General features: G+C 39.2%; 19 protein-coding genes and 1 riboswitch. Of the genes, 12 read left to right on the top strand and 7 right to left on the bottom strand.

The genetic code is table 11. The features are described 5' to 3' along the window. The first annotated feature begins 163 nt into the window (after positions 1-163). Positions 164-1,438 carry a kynureninase gene (gene kynU / locus BLP77_RS01720; RefSeq protein WP_093855372.1) on the top strand — a complete coding sequence of 425 codons (1,275 nt, stop codon included), beginning with the start codon at positions 164-166 and terminating at the stop codon, positions 1,436-1,438. A gap of 11 nt (positions 1,439-1,449) precedes the next feature. Beyond that, complete coding sequence (gene kynB / locus BLP77_RS01715; protein WP_093855371.1) at positions 1,450-2,067, top strand: arylformamidase; 618 nt, start codon at positions 1,450-1,452, stop codon at positions 2,065-2,067. A gap of 197 nt (positions 2,068-2,264) precedes the next feature. Here the strand turns inward: kynB and kynA are convergent, their stop codons facing one another. Next, positions 2,265-3,092, bottom strand: a complete 828-nt coding sequence (gene kynA / locus BLP77_RS01710) for a tryptophan 2,3-dioxygenase (protein ID WP_093855370.1) — start codon at positions 3,090-3,092, stop codon at positions 2,265-2,267. 153 nt (positions 3,093-3,245) lie between these two features. On the opposite strand from kynA, the gene cysK reads away from it, so the two are divergent. The 7 genes from cysK (at position 3,246) to BLP77_RS01675 (ending at position 9,980) form a co-directional block, all read left to right on the top strand. After that, on the top strand, positions 3,246-4,175 hold the full coding sequence (cysK, locus tag BLP77_RS01705) for a cysteine synthase A (RefSeq protein WP_093855369.1): 930 nt from the start codon (positions 3,246-3,248) through the stop codon (positions 4,173-4,175). 190 nt (positions 4,176-4,365) lie between these two features. Next, positions 4,366-5,607 carry an MFS transporter gene (locus BLP77_RS01700; RefSeq protein WP_371859603.1) on the top strand — a complete coding sequence of 414 codons (1,242 nt, stop codon included), beginning with the start codon at positions 4,366-4,368 and terminating at the stop codon, positions 5,605-5,607. Between the two features lie 83 nt (positions 5,608-5,690). After that, positions 5,691-6,494 carry a pyridoxine/pyridoxal/pyridoxamine kinase gene (pdxK, locus tag BLP77_RS01695; RefSeq protein ID WP_093855368.1) on the top strand — a complete coding sequence of 268 codons (804 nt, stop codon included), beginning with the start codon at positions 5,691-5,693 and terminating at the stop codon, positions 6,492-6,494. Positions 6,495-6,765: 271 nt separating this feature from the next. Beyond that, a complete protein-coding gene (locus BLP77_RS01690; RefSeq protein WP_093855367.1) occupies positions 6,766-7,398 on the top strand; it encodes a class I SAM-dependent DNA methyltransferase in 633 nt (210 codons plus the stop codon). A 47-nt stretch (positions 7,399-7,445) separates the two neighbouring features. After that, entirely contained in the window at positions 7,446-7,919 is a 474-nt protein-coding gene (locus tag BLP77_RS01685) for an S-ribosylhomocysteine lyase (RefSeq protein WP_093855366.1), read from the top strand. Positions 7,920-7,922: 3 nt separating this feature from the next. Next, positions 7,923-8,846: a PLP-dependent cysteine synthase family protein gene (locus tag BLP77_RS01680; RefSeq protein ID WP_093855365.1), complete on the top strand. Its 924-nt coding sequence runs from the start codon at positions 7,923-7,925 to the stop codon at positions 8,844-8,846. After that, positions 8,847-9,980: a bifunctional cystathionine gamma-lyase/homocysteine desulfhydrase gene (locus BLP77_RS01675; RefSeq protein ID WP_093855364.1), complete on the top strand. Its 1,134-nt coding sequence runs from the start codon at positions 8,847-8,849 to the stop codon at positions 9,978-9,980. 41 nt (positions 9,981-10,021) lie between these two features. Here the strand turns inward: BLP77_RS01675 and BLP77_RS01670 are convergent, their stop codons facing one another. Genes BLP77_RS01670 through BLP77_RS01660 form a run of 3 tightly spaced genes read right to left on the bottom strand, consistent with a single transcriptional unit; the run spans position 10,022 to position 11,739 of the window. Then, positions 10,022-10,873, bottom strand: a complete 852-nt coding sequence (locus BLP77_RS01670) for a DUF4097 family beta strand repeat-containing protein (RefSeq protein ID WP_093855363.1) — start codon at positions 10,871-10,873, stop codon at positions 10,022-10,024. Between the two features lies 1 nt (position 10,874). Further along, positions 10,875-11,423: a DUF1700 domain-containing protein gene (locus tag BLP77_RS01665; protein ID WP_093855362.1), complete on the bottom strand. Its 549-nt coding sequence runs from the start codon at positions 11,421-11,423 to the stop codon at positions 10,875-10,877. Then, positions 11,416-11,739, bottom strand: a complete 324-nt coding sequence (locus tag BLP77_RS01660) for a PadR family transcriptional regulator (protein WP_093855361.1) — start codon at positions 11,737-11,739, stop codon at positions 11,416-11,418. The genes BLP77_RS01665 and BLP77_RS01660 overlap by 8 nt, the downstream gene beginning before the upstream one ends. Positions 11,740-11,928: 189 nt before the next feature. On the opposite strand from BLP77_RS01660, the gene BLP77_RS01655 reads away from it, so the two are divergent. Continuing rightward, positions 11,929-12,543, top strand: coding sequence for a spore coat protein (locus BLP77_RS01655; protein WP_093855360.1), 615 nt, complete (start codon positions 11,929-11,931; stop codon positions 12,541-12,543). 383 nt (positions 12,544-12,926) lie between these two features. Here the strand turns inward: BLP77_RS01655 and BLP77_RS01650 are convergent, their stop codons facing one another. From BLP77_RS01650 to BLP77_RS01640, 3 genes are all read right to left on the bottom strand, one after another. Next, positions 12,927-14,249: a polysaccharide deacetylase family protein gene (locus BLP77_RS01650; protein WP_093855359.1), complete on the bottom strand. Its 1,323-nt coding sequence runs from the start codon at positions 14,247-14,249 to the stop codon at positions 12,927-12,929. 145 nt (positions 14,250-14,394) lie between these two features. After that, positions 14,395-15,255 (bottom strand): coiled-coil domain-containing protein, encoded by an 861-nt coding sequence (locus BLP77_RS01645; RefSeq protein WP_093855358.1) that lies wholly within the window; start codon positions 15,253-15,255, stop codon positions 14,395-14,397. 177 nt (positions 15,256-15,432) lie between these two features. Further along, entirely contained in the window at positions 15,433-16,209 is a 777-nt protein-coding gene (locus BLP77_RS01640) for an ion transporter (RefSeq protein WP_245686775.1), read from the bottom strand. A 115-nt stretch (positions 16,210-16,324) separates the two neighbouring features. Next, positions 16,325-16,425, top strand: a riboswitch (guanidine-I (ykkC/yxkD leader). A 94-nt stretch (positions 16,426-16,519) separates the two neighbouring features. Between BLP77_RS01640 and BLP77_RS01635 the strand changes: the two genes are divergently transcribed. Together BLP77_RS01635 and BLP77_RS01630 are read left to right on the top strand one after the other, a co-directional pair. Next, entirely contained in the window at positions 16,520-16,849 is a 330-nt protein-coding gene (locus tag BLP77_RS01635) for a DMT family transporter (RefSeq protein WP_093855356.1), read from the top strand. Continuing rightward, the gene (locus BLP77_RS01630; RefSeq protein ID WP_093855355.1) at positions 16,849-17,163 is read left to right on the top strand and encodes a DMT family transporter; all 315 of its coding nucleotides are present in this window, start codon (positions 16,849-16,851) and stop codon (positions 17,161-17,163) included. Before BLP77_RS01635 ends, BLP77_RS01630 begins: the two co-directional genes overlap by 1 nt. Positions 17,164-17,222 lie beyond the last annotated feature (59 nt).

Here is a 17,222-nt window from a genome sequence, read left to right as displayed (position 1 = left end):
CTCTGAATGCCCAATTACCTGTTCCGATTCCCCAATACCTACGCTGAATCCCCAACATAAGCTTCGAATACTCAAAAAACTATTCGAGTACTTTAACGCAAACCTATGTTGACCAAGTTTTTTAAAGAAATCTATGATATATTGAATGAAGGAGGGATTTACGATGTTTGATATCACAGAAGAGTTTGCTAAACAATTAGACGCACAAGACCCACTAAAGGGTTATAAAGACGAATTTTACATAAAAGCCAATCAAATTTATATGGACGGTAATTCGCTGGGCCTTATGTCCAAGCGGGCCGAACAATCCGTCCTTAACGTTATGAATGCTTGGAAGAAATATGGAATTGACGGTTGGACTCAAGGTGACTACCCATGGTTTTATTTATCCGAAAACCTTGGTGAAAAAGCCGCCCCTTTAGTCGGTGCAAAGCCTGAGGAAGTTGTCGTGACAGGATCGACGACAACCAATTTACATCAGCTTGTCGCCACCTTTTATCAACCAAAAGGTAAGCGTACTAAAATTCTCGCGGATGAATTGAATTTCCCATCTGATATTTATGCGTTAAAAAGTCAAATAAAACTACACGGATTAGACCCTGATGAACACCTCATTCGGGTTAAAAGTCGTGATGGTAGAAGTTTAGATGAAGAAGATATTATCGCCGCGATGGGTGATGATATCGCATTAGTGGTGCTGCCTACCGTTTTATATCGAAGTGGTCAGCTGTTAGACATTGAACGCTTAACAAAGGCTGCCCACGAACGCGATATTTTAATCGGTTGGGACGGCTGCCATTCAGTCGGTGCGATTCCTCATCAATTTCATGAAGTCGGTGCCGATTTTGCGTTTTGGTGTCATTACAAATACGTGAACAACGGCCCTGGTGGTGTGGCAGGACTCTTCGTCCATGAGAGGCATTTTGATACTGAGCCGAAACTGGCTGGTTGGTTCGGATCGGATAAGCAAAAACAATTTGATATGGAGCATGATTTTACCCCAGCTGAAAGCGCTGGCGCCTTCCAAATCGGAACCCCTCATGTTTTAAGTGTGGCACCGCTTATTGGTTCGTTGGAATTGTTTAATGAAGTCGGCATAGAGGCTATTCGGCAAAAGTCATTAAATGCAACATCTTATCTTATGTATTTAGTCGATGAACTTTTATCAGAATATGGTTTTACAATAGGGAATCCGCGTGATGATGAGCATCGTGGAGGGCATGTTTGCCTTGAACATAAAGAGGCCGCCAGTATTTGTAAGGCTCTAAAAGATCATCATATTATCCCGGATTTCCGTGCCCCAAATGTGATTCGATTGGCACCTGTCGCTTTTTACGTCTCCTATCACGATGTTTATCAAACGGTGATGACGATTAAAGATATTATGGAAAATCAAACGTATAAGCAATACAAAAATGAGCGCGACATTATCGCTTAAGGGGGGATTGCATGATTATCGATATTTCTCGTTTGTTAAATAGCCATACGCCTACCTGGCCAGGGGACACGCCTTTTTCCTATGAATTAACCTGGTCACAAGAGGAAACAGGATCCGTTAACGTTGGACAGTTTACAACGAGCTGTCACACGGCAACACATGTCGATGCACCGTTTCACTTTAAATCGGATGGTATGACGATTGAAAAACTGCCACTCGAGGTTTTCGTAGGTAATGCCTTAGTCATTGATGTCTCGACAAAAGGACAAATCACAACAGATGATTTCAAAGGACTTAATTTATCTAATATCAGACGCGTTTTACTCAAAACGGAAACATGGACGGGCAATGAGTTCCCAACGCAAATCCCTGTGATCGACCCTGAGCTCGGATCATTTTTCTTAAAAAACGGGATTGAGTTACTCGGCGTTGATTTACCATCCGTCGATCCATTAGATAGTAAAACCTTAGACACCCACCACGCGTTATTGAAAAATGGCGTTCACATATTAGAAGGCTTACGACTATCAGATGTCGACCCAGGCATTTACCGATTAACCGCGCTCCCGCTTAATATTGAAGGTGCGGATGGCAGTCCTGTTCGTGCTATTTTAGAGACTTTGGACTAGGTTTGCTAAAAAATGTAACCCAAGATAAACTTGAACAATCAATGGCCTAACTTGAACAATTTTGTATGGAACTTGGACAAAAAGATTAATAACTTGGATAATTCGCCGGTAAACTTGGACAAAAACTTAACAAACTTGGACAATTACAATTTATGAGAATTTAATTAAAAGGACTCGCAACAGCGAGGCCTTTCCTCTTATAACTTCGTACGTATATTCCACAACTCTGGGAAAAAGTAGTGATCAAGCACCTTTTTTAAATAGCCGACGCCTGATGAGCCGCCTGTTCCTTGTTTATGGCCAATAATCCGTTCAACTGTCTTCATATGACGGAAGCGCCACTGCTGCATCCAATCTTCAATATCAACGAGTTTTTCAGCAAGCTCATATAAATCCCAATATTGATCAACGTTCTGATAAACCTCAATCCAAGCCTGTTCTACACTTTCATTAGCTTCATAAGTTTTCGTCAAATCACGCTCTAGTACCTCAGAATCAATGTCAAAGCCTGCCTTCGCAAGTGCTTCTATCGCAAAATCGTATAATCCTGGCGCTTCATAAGCTTCTTGAAGCTCCTGAAGTAACTCAGGATCCTTTTCATAAATTTTTAAAACGTGTTCTGTCTTATACCCGAGTGCAAACTCAACCATACGATATTGATAAGATTGAAAACCTGAAGCTTGCCCCAAATAATCTCGAAACTCCAAATACTCAGCCGGTGTCATCGTTGCTAATACATCCCACGCTTGAATGATTTGGTTTTGAATTTTTGATACGCGCGCTAGCTTTTTAAAAGCGCTATCAAATTTTTCTTTCCGTATCGCATCGGATGCCGCCTTAATCTCGTGTATCGTTAGTTTGAGCCACAATTCACTAACCTGATGAATGATAATAAAGAGCATTTCATCATGGTGATTCGACAGCCGGTGTTGCGAATTTAAAATTGATTCTAAATCTAAATAATCCCCGTAGGTCATCCGTTCTTTAAAATCCGTATGAATTCCCTTTTCATCTTTAAAAGACATGCACTGTCACTCACCTTTTTTCTTTTATCTTAACACACAATTAAGGTTAAAATATCTGCAGCTATGATAAACTATAATAAATCACGAATGTTGAATTCGACTTTTTCCTATTGGTAAACTATGAATAGAAAAAGAACTAAAGGATGTGGAAAGATGCGTGTTGTCAATAATATTGCTGAATTAATCGGTGATACACCATTAGTTAAACTAAATCGCTTAAATCCAGCAGGCGGTGCTGATATTTATGTTAAATTAGAACTGTTTAATCCAAGTGGTAGCGTCAAAGACCGGGCTGCTTTTAATATGATTGTTGAAGCTGAAAAACAAGGCTTATTGAAAGAAGGATCCACCATTATTGAACCAACAAGTGGTAACACAGGAATTGGCCTTGCCATGAACGCAGCTGCCCGTGGTTATCGAGCCATTCTCACCATGCCTGATACCATGTCAAAAGAGCGGATAAATTTACTCAAAGCTTACGGTGCTGAGGTCTTTTTAACACCTGGTGATCAGAAAATGCCAGGAGCCATCGAAAAGGCAAGGGAATTACTAGATGAAATTCCAAATAGTTTTATGCCAATGCAATTTGAAAACCAGGCTAATCCAGATGCCCATCGTCATACGACTGCAAAGGAAATTAAAGAAGCGATGGATTACCTTGGTAAACCGCTATCGGCGTTTGTCGCAAGCTCTGGAACTGGAGGTACTGTTACGGGTACAGGTGAGGAGTTAAAGAAAGTTTATAACGATTTAACCGTGCATGTGGTTGAACCTGATGGCTCTCCTGTTCTTTCGGGCGGTCAACCAGGTAAACACAAGCTTGTCGGAACAAGCCCTGGATTTATCCCAGATACATTAAACCTCGATGTTTGCGATGAAATCATTCGAATAAACGATGATCAAGCTTATAAAGTAGCCCGTCGTTTAGCAAGAGAAGAGGGTATTTTAGTTGGCCCATCTGCCGGTGCTACATGTTATGCCGCGATTGAAGTCGCTAAACAAAAACAGCCTGATGAAGTTGTTGTGGTCATTGCCCCTGATACAGGTGAGCGCTATCTATCAGGAGATTTATTTGATTTTTAGTTAATATATGGGGAACCCTAATCTCACTCACCAATCATATTGGGAGTGAGATTATCTTGTTTATTTAAGTCAAGGCCTTATGAAAATTTCTAAAAATTTGATCATTCCAATCGACAAATATATCGTTCTTTGCTATTATTTAGATTAACGAAATAATCGGTATCCGAAACATCAGAAGGAAGGGTCAACATTGGAACAAGAGTCTCTAGGAAAACGTAATTTGGCGATCATGTGGTTCGCCAATTTTTTTATTGCAGGTAGCATGACCATGGTCATGCCATTTTTATCACTTTATATCGAAACCTTTGGCAATTTTTCAGATGATTATGTGCAAACATGGGCTGGCTGGACGTTCGGGATTACCTTTTTAACCGCCTTTGTCGTCTCACCTATTTGGGGGCGAGTTGGCGATAAATTTGGACGAAAACCTATTTTAATCACAGCAGCATTTGGCTTAGCTGTTAGTATCTTTTTAATGGGTATGGTTCAATCTGTTTTTCAATTATTTTTACTACGTTTGGTTATGGGTGTGTTTACCGGTTTCATCCCGACATCTCAAGCCTTAATTTCAACCCAAACTCCGAAAAAAATATCAGGCCGTGTCTTAGGTACCCTGCAAACCGGAAACGTCACCGGTACGTTAATGGGACCTCTATTAGGGGGTGTATTAGCTGATTCATTTGGCTATGCTCAAGCCTTTCAAATGACATCAGGAACGATCTTTTTGGCAGGTTTATTTGTTCTTTTTGGGGTTAAAGAATTCCGAGTTCAAGATGAAGAAAATGAACAGCAAAATTATTCTAGAAAAGAAGTTTTTCAATTTATCATTAAACAGCCGATGTTAGTTTCTGTTATTATTTTATCCATGTTTATTCAAGTGGCGCACTTTGCCGTACAGCCGATTCTGGCGTTATATGTCAGTGAACTCAATGGTCCAGAAAATATCGCACTCATCTCGGGTATCGCCTTTTCCATTACAGGGCTCGGAAACTTACTAATGACCCGGCGCTGGGGGAGGCTAGGTGATACATTCGGTTATATCAAAATTCTGATGCTACTTTTATTAGGTGCTGGTATCGTTTATCTTCCTGGAGCCTTTGTGACAGCTGTCTGGCAGTTAATCGTTGTCCGATTCCTACTCGGTGTCACGTTAGGCGGGCTAAACCCTGTCCGCATGGCGTTTATTCGTCAAAAGGCACCAGTCGCGATGCAAGGCGAAGTCATCGGCTATAACACGAGCCTGCGTTTTCTAGGAAACGTAATCGGCCCTGCACTCGGTGGTGTAGTTGCCGGCTGGTATAGTATTTCGACGGTCTTTATCATGACGAGTTTTATGCTAATGGCTTGCGGTGTCGCCTTATTCTTACTGAAATGGCGAGAAGACCATACTAAATCAAATGTACCGTCGAAAACAAAGCACTCGACATCATAATGTTTTAGTGAAATAACTTATTTGTCAGGCCCGTGAATTTGCCTTACAATACGAATGAAGAGAAATGAAAGTGAGGGAGTCCCATGAAAAAAGCATTAGTTTTAGCAGGTTCAGATACTAGTGGTGGCGCTGGCATTCAAGCTGATATTAAAACTTCTCAGGAAATTGGTATTTATCCGATGACGGCTCTCACAACCATTGTGGCACAAAACCCTTCTACCAATTGGGCTCACGACGTATACCCAATTGATATAGAAACCGTAAAAGCGCAGCTTCATACCATTTTAAATGGTGTCGGAGTTGATATTATGAAAACGGGGATGCTGCCAACAGCGGACGTCATCGAGCTTGCAGCAGATGTGATTACCAAGCATAATCTTTCTGCTGTCATTGACCCTGTTCTCGTTTGTAAAGGACAGGATGAGGCGTTACATCCTGAAAACGCCGAAGCTCTCCGTGATGTATTGGTGCCAAAAGCACTTGTTACGACACCCAACCTATTTGAAGCCGGTCAGTTAGCGGGTATGTCTAACATTACGACGGTTGAAGAAATGAAGGAATCTGCGAAACGAATTTATGAACAAGGTGCTCAAAACGTCATCGTAAAAGGTGGCTCTGAGGTTGAAAGTGATCAAGCCGTTGATGTTTTCTACAATGGCGATGAATTCACTTTGATCGAAACGGACGAAATTGATACGACATACACGCATGGTGCTGGCTGTACGTTCGCTTCTGCGATTACGGCATATATCGTTAAAGGCCAAGAACCACTTGAAGCAATCCGTTCAGCTAAAACGTTTATCACAAATGCGATTGAGGGCGCTTCGGAACTAAATCAATATGTCGGTTCTGTTAATCCATTTGCCAACCGAAAAAATCATATTTAAGTCTAATAACTGAGGGCATCCCGTCCCTCAGTTATTTTTTTTTGAGCACTCATGTGATGGTTTTGAGAAAAAATAAAGCGACTTTGAGAAAGACTGCTTTCGTATTCTATGTTGCTTTTCAACAAAGCAGTTGAAATACACTTCGCTTTCCGCAGGCGTCCTTTTGAGAAAGAAACCTTTTTTGATTGTTTACACACGCACATGTTATAATATTAAAGAATATAATTCCTATTAAACAGGTAGGAATACTATATAAATGAGGTGAAGTGCATTGGGTCGTGAATTTATGCATATATTTGATGAATGGGCAGACACATACCAAGATGCTGTTTCTGGCCAACAAATAGAATATAGATCTGTTTTTGAACATTATGAGGAGATTTTAGATGCCGTAGCAGATCGGGTATCAGGCAAAACCATCGAATTTGGAGTCGGGACGGGAAATTTATTTGAAAAACTCTTAAATAAACAGATTGACGTGATTGGCATTGAGCCAAATGAAAGAATGCTTGAAATTGCAAAAAGCCGTTTTCCAAATACAAAGATGGTGGATGGAGACTTTTTGAACTTTCCTAAAACAGAAAACGTCCACAATATTGTAAGCAGCTACGCGTTCCACCATTTAACGGATGATGAAAAATCTCAAGCCTTCGAACTATATCATCATCTTTTAGTAGATGATGGTGAGGTCATATTTGCTGATACTTTATTTAAGGATGATACACATCACCAACGAGCAATTGATGATGCTAAAGAGAAAGGCTTTTCCAATTTAGCACAAGATTTGATGCGAGAGTACTATACAACCCTTCCGAAAATGGAAGATATCATCACCAAAGCTGGCTTTCAAGTTAGTTTCAAACAATTAAATGATTTTGTTTGGTTAATCCATGCTAAGAAATGATATATACGTTATCATAAAGTTAAAATCAATTGAGAGGAGTATTCGATATGAGTAAAAAAATGAACGTTGAAAGTTTTAATCTCGATCACACAAAGGTAAGAGCACCTTACGTCCGTCTAGTAGGTATAACTAAAGGACAGAACGGTGATACGATTCACAAATACGATATTCGCTTTAAACAACCCAACCAAGCACATATGGAAATGGATGGCCTCCACTCCATTGAGCACTTAATGGCGGAAAACATTCGTAACCACTTAGGTAACGTCATAGATATTGGTCCAATGGGTTGCCAAACAGGTTTTTATTTATCTGTTATCAATCATGATGACTATGATGAAATTTTAGATGTTTTAGAAAAAACTTTCCGAGACGTTCTTGAGGCTGATGAAGTTCCTGCATGCAACGAAGTTCAATGCGGTTGGGCAGCCAACCATAGCTTAGAAGGTGCAAAAGAGCTCGCTCAAGAAATGCTTGATCATAAGGATGAATGGAAAGACGTGTTCGGAGAGGAAGCATAATTAATGAACTACGTATCAAACATTCAAGATCTAATCGGTCATACACCATTATTTGAAATAACCCATATCGACATCCCGAACCAGTGTCGGATTTTTGCTAAACTTGAGTACTTTAACCCAGGCGGCAGTGTCAAAGATCGCCAGGGTGTTGAATTGTTAAAAGATGCTCTGGAAAAAGATGATTTAAAACCTGGGGGCACGATTATTGAACCGACTGCTGGGAATACCGGGATCGGACTTGCCTTAGCCGCTGTCAATCAAGGGTTTAACGTTATGTTTGTCGTTCCTGAGAAATTTAGCATCGAAAAGCAAACCTTAATGAAAGCGCTTGGTGCCAAAATTGTTCATACCAAAACCGAAGATGGTATGAAAGGTGCGATTGAAAAGGCAAAAGAGCTTGAGACTGAAATCGAAAACTCTTTTTCCCCCGCTCAGTTCTCTAATCCGGCTAATCCAAATACGTATTATAAATCACTTGGTCCTGAGCTTTATCAAGACTTAAACGGTAACATTGATGTTTTTGTAGCTGGTGCTGGAACAGGCGGTACGTTTATGGGAACGGCGCGCTATCTTAAGGAACGAGACTCCAATATAAAAACAGCTATTGTCGAACCAGAAGGCTCTATTCTTAATGGTGGCGAATCAGGTCCACACGAAACAGAGGGTATTGGAATGGAATTTTTACCTGATTACATGGATACAGACTACTTTGATGGAATTCACACCATTCCAGATGCGGAAGCCTTTAAGCAATTAAAAATACTATCACAAAAAGAAGGTTTATTAGTCGCTTCTTCCTCTGGTTCTGCTTTTGCTGCTGCTTTAAAAGAGGCTGAAGTGGCAGATAAGGGAAGTCACATAGTCACGGTCTTCCCAGATAGTAGTGAACGCTATTTGAGTAAACAAATATATGAAGGATGGGATTAAATGAGAAAGAAAACACAATTAATCCACGGTGGTATTTTTGGAGATGAAACAACGGGTGCGGTTTCGACTCCAATTTACCAAGTAAGTACGTATAAACAAGATTCTGTCGGTCAACATCGTGGTTTTGAATATTCTCGTACAGGCAATCCAACGCGACATGCGTTAGAAGAGTTAATTAAAGATGTTGAAGGCGGAAAACGTGGCTTTGCTTTCGGGTCTGGTATGGCTGCCATTACATCGGTAATGATGCTTTTTAATAGTGGCGACCACGTTGTTTTAACCGATGATGTTTATGGTGGAACATACCGTGTCTTTACAAATGTGTTAAACCGTATAGGTATTGAAGCTACTTTTGTTGATTCAAGTCAATTAGAAAATATTGAATCGGCTATACAAGACAATACGAAAGCCGTTTTTATTGAAACACCGACTAATCCGCTTCTTAAGGTGACAGACCTTCAAGAAGCTGCGAACATGGCTAAGAAGCATAACCTATTAACCATTGTCGATAACACATTTACAACACCTTACTTCCAAAACCCACTAAGTTTTGGTGCTGATATCGTACTACACAGTGCCACAAAGTACTTAGGCGGACATAGTGACGTTGTCGCTGGTTTAGTTGTAGTAAATGATGAGCAGCTCGGAGAAGACTTACACTTTATTCAAAATTCAACAGGAGCTATTCTTGGACCACAGGATTCCTGGCTTCTCATGCGTGGTATTAAAACACTTGGTATCCGTATGGAGGAGCATGAACAAAACACAAAAGCTATTGTCGATTTTCTAGAAAAACATCCTGTTGTTGAAAATATTTATTATCCAGGTCTTCCTAGTCACCTAGGTCATGAAACGATGAAAAAGCAATCGTCAGGCTTTGGTGCGATGATTTCATTCGACGTCGGTTCAGGAGAAAAAGCGGATGAAGTTTTAGCCAAACTACGTTATTTTACATTGGCCGAAAGCTTAGGGGCCGTTGAAAGCTTAATCTCTGTACCGGCTAAAATGACACACGCTTCAATCCCGCATGATCGCCGTCTTGAATTAGGCATTACCGATGGATTAATCCGTATTTCTGTAGGTCTTGAAGATATTGACGATTTATTAGAAGATTTAGATCAAGCTTTGAGCTAAACTAAACCCTCACACAATATTTCTGTGTGAGGGTTTTATAATCATTCAACCACGTTAAACCTAAATGCCCCAGCGCTTGTTCGAACATAGACTTTATAATCACCATCACCGACTATACCTTTGATGCGATTATGGGACCTCACATCAAATTCCAAAGGTACTTCTACGTCACCACTCCCAGCACTTGCGCTAAAATCCAATCGCATATTGTCTGGCGTTTTTAAAGTGTTAATCACCACTTCACCGACTGATGAATCGACGTCAATGTTTTGTTCAAGTTTTTCAAGATTAATGACAACTCGACCTGCACTCGTATCAACATCTAAATCACCTGTAATTTGGTCAATATCGACAGCTCCGGCAGATGACTCAATCGTCGTTTGATTACTTTTAATTGAGGCCAAATCAATTTTCCCAGCACTTGTTTCGATGTCTAGCTGGTTAGCTTGCAAACCTACAACATCGATTTTAGCTGCTGCGACATCCAAATTAACAGCTTTAAACGTTTTCTCAGGTAGATACAAATTGATCTCATTATGTGTTCCAAGATTAAATATAAATGCCATCGGAAATTGTTCTTTATTTATCGATAATTCATCCCCTTGTTGGTCAGCAATGAATTGGTCTGTTGCTCCCGCTATTGGGCTCACTTCACCTTTATATTCCACAGTAATATCCCGCTCCGTTGTCGGCTGAATATTAATTTTAGCATTTTGCACATCCAAATCAATTCGTTCAATATCAGCGCCACTAAATGTTTGGTGATCCTCAACTAAATCACGCTTACCTAAAAACATATCCGTTACAGAATCACCGCTAACCATCATGGTTACCATAAGTCCAACGAAGCTAATGACCAATACAATAACTGAAATCTTAGCAACCTTTTTCACCTTAATACCCCCTAACCAGCTTCACATTGAAGTTAATGTACATTAAAATCACTTGATAAATCCATTTACCTACATAGAATAATCCAATACCGATTAACACACCTAAGGAAATACCTATTCCCATGGCGAAAAAGCTTGCCATGGCATTCCCAAGACCATGTATAACGGTGTAATAAAAAATCAGCATTGGACTAAAAATAAGTGTCAAAACAACACTGTATAAGCTTAAGTAGGCCACTATAATAGCCATGGCTGGACCAACAACAAAAATTAAGTTAACCATGATTAGAATGATGGCTAAAAAGACCATACGGACATGATCTGAGCTACTTTTTCGTTCTTCCTGTTTAGGTACAGACATCTCTGCCATTATATTGTCAGCCGCTTCATGAGGGGTTCCTAATTCATTAATGATGTCAATTTCCGATTTTCCATCTTGCAACCCAACATCAAAATGTTCCTGATAATCAAATAAAATTTCATCCCGATCTTGCTTAGAAAGCGGAGCAAGCCGTTGTTTTAACTCCTTAAGATACTGGTCTTTATTCATCCCCTAACGCCTCCTTTATCAACACATCAACGTTATGTGAGAACATTTTCCACTCGTTTACTAAAAAATCCATATATGATTTCCCCTTTTCGGTTAATTGATAGTACTTACGAGGCGGTCCTTCTTTTGATTCAGCTAAATATGTTGTACAATACTCTTCCTTCGTTAATCGCCTTAGTAACGGGTATAATGACCCTTCCGCTAAATCAATACTTGTTGAAATATTTTGCGCTAGCTCATAGCCATACTGATCCTTTTTATAAATTAAAACTAAAACACAGAGCTCTAATACGCCTTTTTTAAATTGTGCATTCATTACTATACCTCTTTTCACGGTACTGAATATTGTTCAATACTAATTCTTGGATATAGTTTACCACGCAGTACTGAATAATACAAGGTAGTAAAGAATATTTATTTATTCATAATAAATCGTTTAGCGCATAAAATAGTCCTTTTTTATACACCTTAAGAATTGTACCACTGTTTATAAAGGAGGATGACAATGAATCAGCAGCAAAACCCAAACAGTCAAATGAAGGACTCCAGTCAAATGCCTGCACAGCAAAGCCATTCAGCACATGAAATATTCGATGCTAGAGAATCGATTGATGGTTTAATCGGGACTATGGAACATTACAAAATGTATGAGCAAGGGATTCAAGATCAACAGTTGCAGAACATTTTAAACAGTCAGTATCAATATATGAGCCAGCTGTATAATACAGTCGTTGATGCTTTCCAAACAGGACAACGTCCCCCACAGCCAACAACGAACTACAATATGGAACTCAGTAACGATGTCACTTATGGCTTAAGTCCTAGCCAGCCGAAACAACCGAAAACAAACCCTCAACAAATAGATGATCAATGCTATTCTAGCTTCATGCTTGGTCATCTAAAAAATTGTGCAACTTCCAGCACAATGGCTGCATTAGAAGCAACCAACCCTGTTGTTCGACGTGTGTTCCAGGATAGCATTCCGAACTTCTGTGAAATGGCATATGAGGTATTCCTATATCAAAACGATAATAACTATTATCAAGTCCCTCAGTTTGACCAGCAAACGCAAAACCAGTTGCTTAATAGCTATACGCACACGCAAACTCAGCAACACTAAGCGTTAACCTCACTCGCAGATGGCGGGTGAGGTTTTTTACCCGGCTCTATGTCCACTAAAGCTTTTGTATCCCGTTTATGCAAAATCCCCATGAACCGGACTGAATGCCCAATAAAAGGCAATAATTCCCCATAAATTTATGCTGAGTGCCCATTGTCAGCCTCTGAATGCCCAATGTACGTCTATAATTCCCCATAAACTATGCTGAGTGCCCATTGTCGGCCTCTGAATGCCCAATGTACGTCTATAATTCCCCATAAAATAAGCTAAGTACCCATTGTAGCCTCTAAGTAACCCATATAATTTCCCTATGATTGTGATCTCCAATAAAAAATATGTTTGTCCAAGACAAATAAAAAAGGACACCGACTTTCGGCATCCTCTTAATGCAAGCCAACAACTTTTAATCCTTGTGATTCAAGATAAGCTAAAATCTCTGGAAGTGCGTTCAGAGTATGTTTGTTTTCATGAAGAATGTAAATTCCACCTGATGGATCAACGGATTTAAAGTAATTAATGATATCCTCTTCTTTTCCTGCTTCCCAGTCTCTCGGGTCTCGGTTCCACATAACGGTTTTTAAATTATTTTGACTTAAAACCTCAATCACTTCATCGTCTGTCGCCCCATATGGCGGTCGGAATAAATCAACCTGATGTCCAACTAAGCCTTCAAGACCTGTCACCGCTTCTAAAACATCATTTTCTAAAACTCCAGGTGCCAGTAGGCTTAAATTCTGGTGCCCATATGAATGGCTACCTATGACATGTCCTTGTTGTTCGACATATTTAACCTGATCAGGATATTTTTCAATTTGGGTTCCAACGAAAAAAAATGTCCCGGCAACACCATGTTCAGAAAGAATATCTGCAATCTCCTTTGTAAAGGGTGATGGACCATCGTCAAATGTCAAAGCTACATACCCTTGAGGTAATCCGTAAAATAGCTCTTCCTCGACTTTAAACATCGGAAAATTAGGTTCTTCCGATTCGGAAGTCTGTACAACTTCAATGCTTTCATCCTTAACTAATTGTAGATGCCTATCCAAATCCGTCGATAATAAATAAGTTTCTTGATTCAGGTCAACGTCACTCGATTCCGTTGCGAAAAAATGCTCATTTGAAAAAGCAAGTAATAATGCTAAAACAGAAGCCACTATTAATCCTCTGCGAAACATTTTAGGAATGGGTATGGCTTTCCACCAATCGGTTGACTTATGCTGATGGACAACCTCATCAACTTTAATGGAAGCCCATTTCTGACCCGTATCCTCTTTGGTTTCTACTTCAGATCCCCCTTGATCATCCTGGCTTTGTTCTTCGGGGTTGTCCACTTCTGAGTTAGACGTCATATTTTCAGGAAGCTGAATAAACGATAGGTTCTCAACATGTTTAAAGGTTTCAGCTTGTTTTAGCTGTTCAATCTGGTTCGTATAATGCTCAGAACAATTAAAATCAATTTTCCACTGTTGATGACCATCAATCGCCGTTAATGTACTTGAGGAGGAGTCAGTAAAAGGATCCCGCTTAGACGTTAACGACAATCGAATCAGTTGTTCAAACGAGTTTAGAGATTCAAGCATCGACTGATACGTTTCATCATCGAGCTTAAGCCAAAAAAGCTTTTCATCCTGATCGAAGGATAAACGAACCTTCGCATAGCCATTATGTAATTGAATGAGTTCTAATAATTTAAATGTGTATTGCATGTTTTTAACCTCATTTCCCAACAAGTCGCAGTCATCAGTGTCATGTTAGAGGTCCCACTACACCGCCCTATATCTCTATTGCTGCCATAAAATAAACCAAATTATACAAATAATGAAGCCGACCAAGCGACTTCATTGCCCGTTTTTATTTATTTTCAGGTTCAAATGTTTTAATTCTTTCTTTATTCTCTGTCTCTTCTTCTTCTTTGGGATCTGGTTTTGTCTCTAATTCATCATCTAAGTCATAAGCTTTAAATGATGAACTCATACGGTTATTGAAGTCCTTGAACATACCAAGTAAATAGGAATTTTCTTCGCGTATTTTGTAGTATTTCTTCTGAAGGTTTTCATTTTTCGTTTCTAACTCGCGAATTTTATCCTCAAGCTTTTGTTCTTTTGAAATGCTTTCCATTTGGTGACGTTCATATGTTTCATTTAGTTTCGCATAGCGTTCCTCTTCTATGTTAATATTATTCTTCAATTCTTCAATCTCACGCGTTAAACGCATTTGCATTTCTTGGTAATCTTCCATCAATTGATCGTATTTCATATTCCGATTAGCAATTTGATCGTCTAGACGTCCAATCTCGGTGTCCTTGTCAGACACGGTTTGCTCTAGCTGTGCTTTTTCTTGCGTTAATTTATTTACATAATCATCACTATGCTTTAACCGGTCTCTTACATCATCTAAATTTTGCTTCACTAAATCACGGTCGCTCATCATCTGATCAACCGCTACAAGCAAATCTAATGCAATTTTATCCTTTTTTCGATAATCTTTCGGCTCCGGCATCGGATCATAGCTAGGTGTAGAAGGTTCGGAGTGCGATTGTTGGTTTGGTTCATCTTCATTTTTATCACGTTCAAAAAGCTTCGCTGCCTGGAATTTCTGATATTGCTGCTTTTCGTCCTCTTTCACCGCTCCATGTGACGTTGCAAAAGCTGGCTGCGCTTTTTTGACCGAAAGATTTTGCCATACGTTTTTAAAAAATTGACGGATATCCATATACTCACTCCATGAGAACTTAAACTTTATAAACAGATATGAACTGTTTACGTATTTAATAGAATATTAATATTTGTAACACGAACGTAAAATAATACTTACTCTAAAAGTACCATTAAACCACAATTTTCGCAATGAATTTCGACACTTTTCTGAATTATTTTCTATAACGATAAACTATTTTTTAACAAGATCCTTTAACTCTTGAATTTCTTGACGCAAGCTTGAGATTTCCTCTTTTAGATCATCTTCATCATCCGATTCCATCGATTCAACTTTTTCAAAATTATTGACAATGACACCTACGAATAAATTAAGCACGACAAACGAACCGGCCAAAATAAATGAAACAAAGTAAATCCACGAATATGGCGCCTCTTCCATCACTGGACGCATCACGCCACTAGCCCATGATTCTAAGGTAATCATTTGAAATAAAGTTAAAGCAGTATGCTGAATCGTACCAAAAAATTCGGGACTCACACTACCGTATAAAACGGTACCGATGACACTGAATATATAAAACACAATCCCCAAAAGCAGCATAATTGTACCTAGCGAAGGCAGTGTCATCAATAAAGCATTGACTAATTTTCTTAACGAGGGGATGACCGATATAGTTCGGAACAGCCTTAACACACGTAAAATACGTAAAACCGTTACGTATGTTGAACCCACAAAAATATAGCTAAACGCGACGATTAAAAAGTCGAATACATTCCAACCATCTTTAAAAAAGTCACGGGTTGGATGTGAAGCGATTAACTTTAAGGCGATTTCAATCGTAAAAATAAGTAAAATCACAAGGTCTAATACCTGTAGTAAATCACCGTATTGTTGATATACATTTGGATAAGTTTCTAATCCGATTAAAACAGCATTTATTAAAATTAATATGATAATCGTATTTTGAAAGCTCTTATTATCTACTATTTTCTGACTCCATGAACGCATCATTTACCTCCCCTTTTGCATAAGCAACTAAACTAAATTATACGTTTTTCACTTAATTGGTTTCAATAGAAATTCAATTAAAGTCGTGATAAAATAGTTAACAATATAATACGATCCATAAGTTTTCTAGGGTTCCGCAAGTGGCATTCATTTGGTCTGGTCCGAGAGAAAACGCACGGATTTTCCGTGACACGGAGGGACAAAAGCCCGGGAGATTTTCACAAATCTCTCGGGCTTTATTTCACTTTAGAATGAAGTTATTAATGGGTTAAATAATAATACTAAGGCTTTCGTGATAAGAGGTGATTGTATGCAAAAAGCTTGGTTACAAATTTTCATCGGAGCTGTATTTGAAGTCATTTGGGTGATTGGACTTAAGCATGCTAGTAGCGTTCTTGAATGGGGCGTGACGGTTATAGCAATCGTCGTAAGCTTCTACCTACTCATTATAGCCGGCGAAAAACTCCCAGTCGGAACGTCGTATGCTGTTTTTGTAGGGCTTGGTACGACTGGAACAGTCATTAGCGATATAGTCTTCTTTAATGAACCTTTTAATATCACAACCATTTTGCTTATTTCTGTACTTCTAGTGGGTGTTATTGGCCTTAAAATAGTTAGTGAAGAACGAGGTGAATCTTAATGTATTGGATGTCACTTATTTTAGCCGGTATATTTGAAATGTTAGGTGTTTTAAGCATCAATTTTGTCCATCAAAAGAAAAATTGGCAATCGGTCTTAATTTTAATCATCGCATTTTCATTGAGCTTTGTCTTTTTATCTTTTGCTATGGTTGAACTGCCGATGAGTACGGCCTATGCGGTTTGGACTGGAATTGGCGCTGCTGGTAGCGCCATTGTCGGAATGATCTTTTTTAATGAAAGCACCACAATATTAAGAATTTTATTTATCAGTTTGATTATAGCGTCTACGGTCGGATTGAAAATAGCATCGTAGGAAATAGATCGATAGAGGACTTCCGTATAGGAGGTCCTTTTTTTATTGCTAGTGCTTTG

The organism is Tenuibacillus multivorans (assembly GCF_900103915.1).
Taxonomy (GTDB): Bacteria; Bacillota; Bacilli; order Bacillales; family Alkalibacillaceae; genus Tenuibacillus; species Tenuibacillus multivorans.
The sequence above is the reverse complement of the archived record's forward strand: the minus strand, read 5'-3'. Positions and strand labels throughout refer to the sequence as shown.

Bases quoted from the DNA above. Each gene is read 5' to 3' on its own strand.
- BLP77_RS01650 (WP_093855359.1), bottom strand. From the start codon at position 14,249: ATGCAATACACATTTAAATTATTAGAACTCATTCAATTACATAATGGC.
- BLP77_RS01640 (WP_245686775.1), bottom strand. From the start codon at position 16,209: ATGCGTTCATGGAGTCAGAAAATAGTAGATAATAAGAGCTTTCAAAAT.
- kynA (WP_093855370.1), bottom strand. From the start codon at position 3,092: ATGTCTTTTAAAGATGAAAAGGGAATTCATACGGATTTTAAAGAACGG.
- BLP77_RS01655 (WP_093855360.1), top strand. From the start codon at position 11,929: ATGAATCAGCAGCAAAACCCAAACAGTCAAATGAAGGACTCCAGTCAA.
- kynU (WP_093855372.1), top strand. From the start codon at position 164: ATGTTTGATATCACAGAAGAGTTTGCTAAACAATTAGACGCACAAGAC.
- cysK (WP_093855369.1), top strand. From the start codon at position 3,246: ATGCGTGTTGTCAATAATATTGCTGAATTAATCGGTGATACACCATTA.
- BLP77_RS01685 (WP_093855366.1), top strand. From the start codon at position 7,446: ATGAGTAAAAAAATGAACGTTGAAAGTTTTAATCTCGATCACACAAAG.
- BLP77_RS01680 (WP_093855365.1), top strand. From the start codon at position 7,923: ATGAACTACGTATCAAACATTCAAGATCTAATCGGTCATACACCATTA.
- pdxK (WP_093855368.1), top strand. From the start codon at position 5,691: ATGAAAAAAGCATTAGTTTTAGCAGGTTCAGATACTAGTGGTGGCGCT.
- BLP77_RS01645 (WP_093855358.1), bottom strand. From the start codon at position 15,255: ATGGATATCCGTCAATTTTTTAAAAACGTATGGCAAAATCTTTCGGTC.
- BLP77_RS01660 (WP_093855361.1), bottom strand. From the start codon at position 11,739: ATGAATGCACAATTTAAAAAAGGCGTATTAGAGCTCTGTGTTTTAGTT.
- BLP77_RS01675 (WP_093855364.1), top strand. From the start codon at position 8,847: ATGAGAAAGAAAACACAATTAATCCACGGTGGTATTTTTGGAGATGAA.
- kynB (WP_093855371.1), top strand. From the start codon at position 1,450: ATGATTATCGATATTTCTCGTTTGTTAAATAGCCATACGCCTACCTGG.
- BLP77_RS01635 (WP_093855356.1), top strand. From the start codon at position 16,520: ATGCAAAAAGCTTGGTTACAAATTTTCATCGGAGCTGTATTTGAAGTC.
- BLP77_RS01630 (WP_093855355.1), top strand. From the start codon at position 16,849: ATGTATTGGATGTCACTTATTTTAGCCGGTATATTTGAAATGTTAGGT.
- BLP77_RS01665 (WP_093855362.1), bottom strand. From the start codon at position 11,423: ATGAATAAAGACCAGTATCTTAAGGAGTTAAAACAACGGCTTGCTCCG.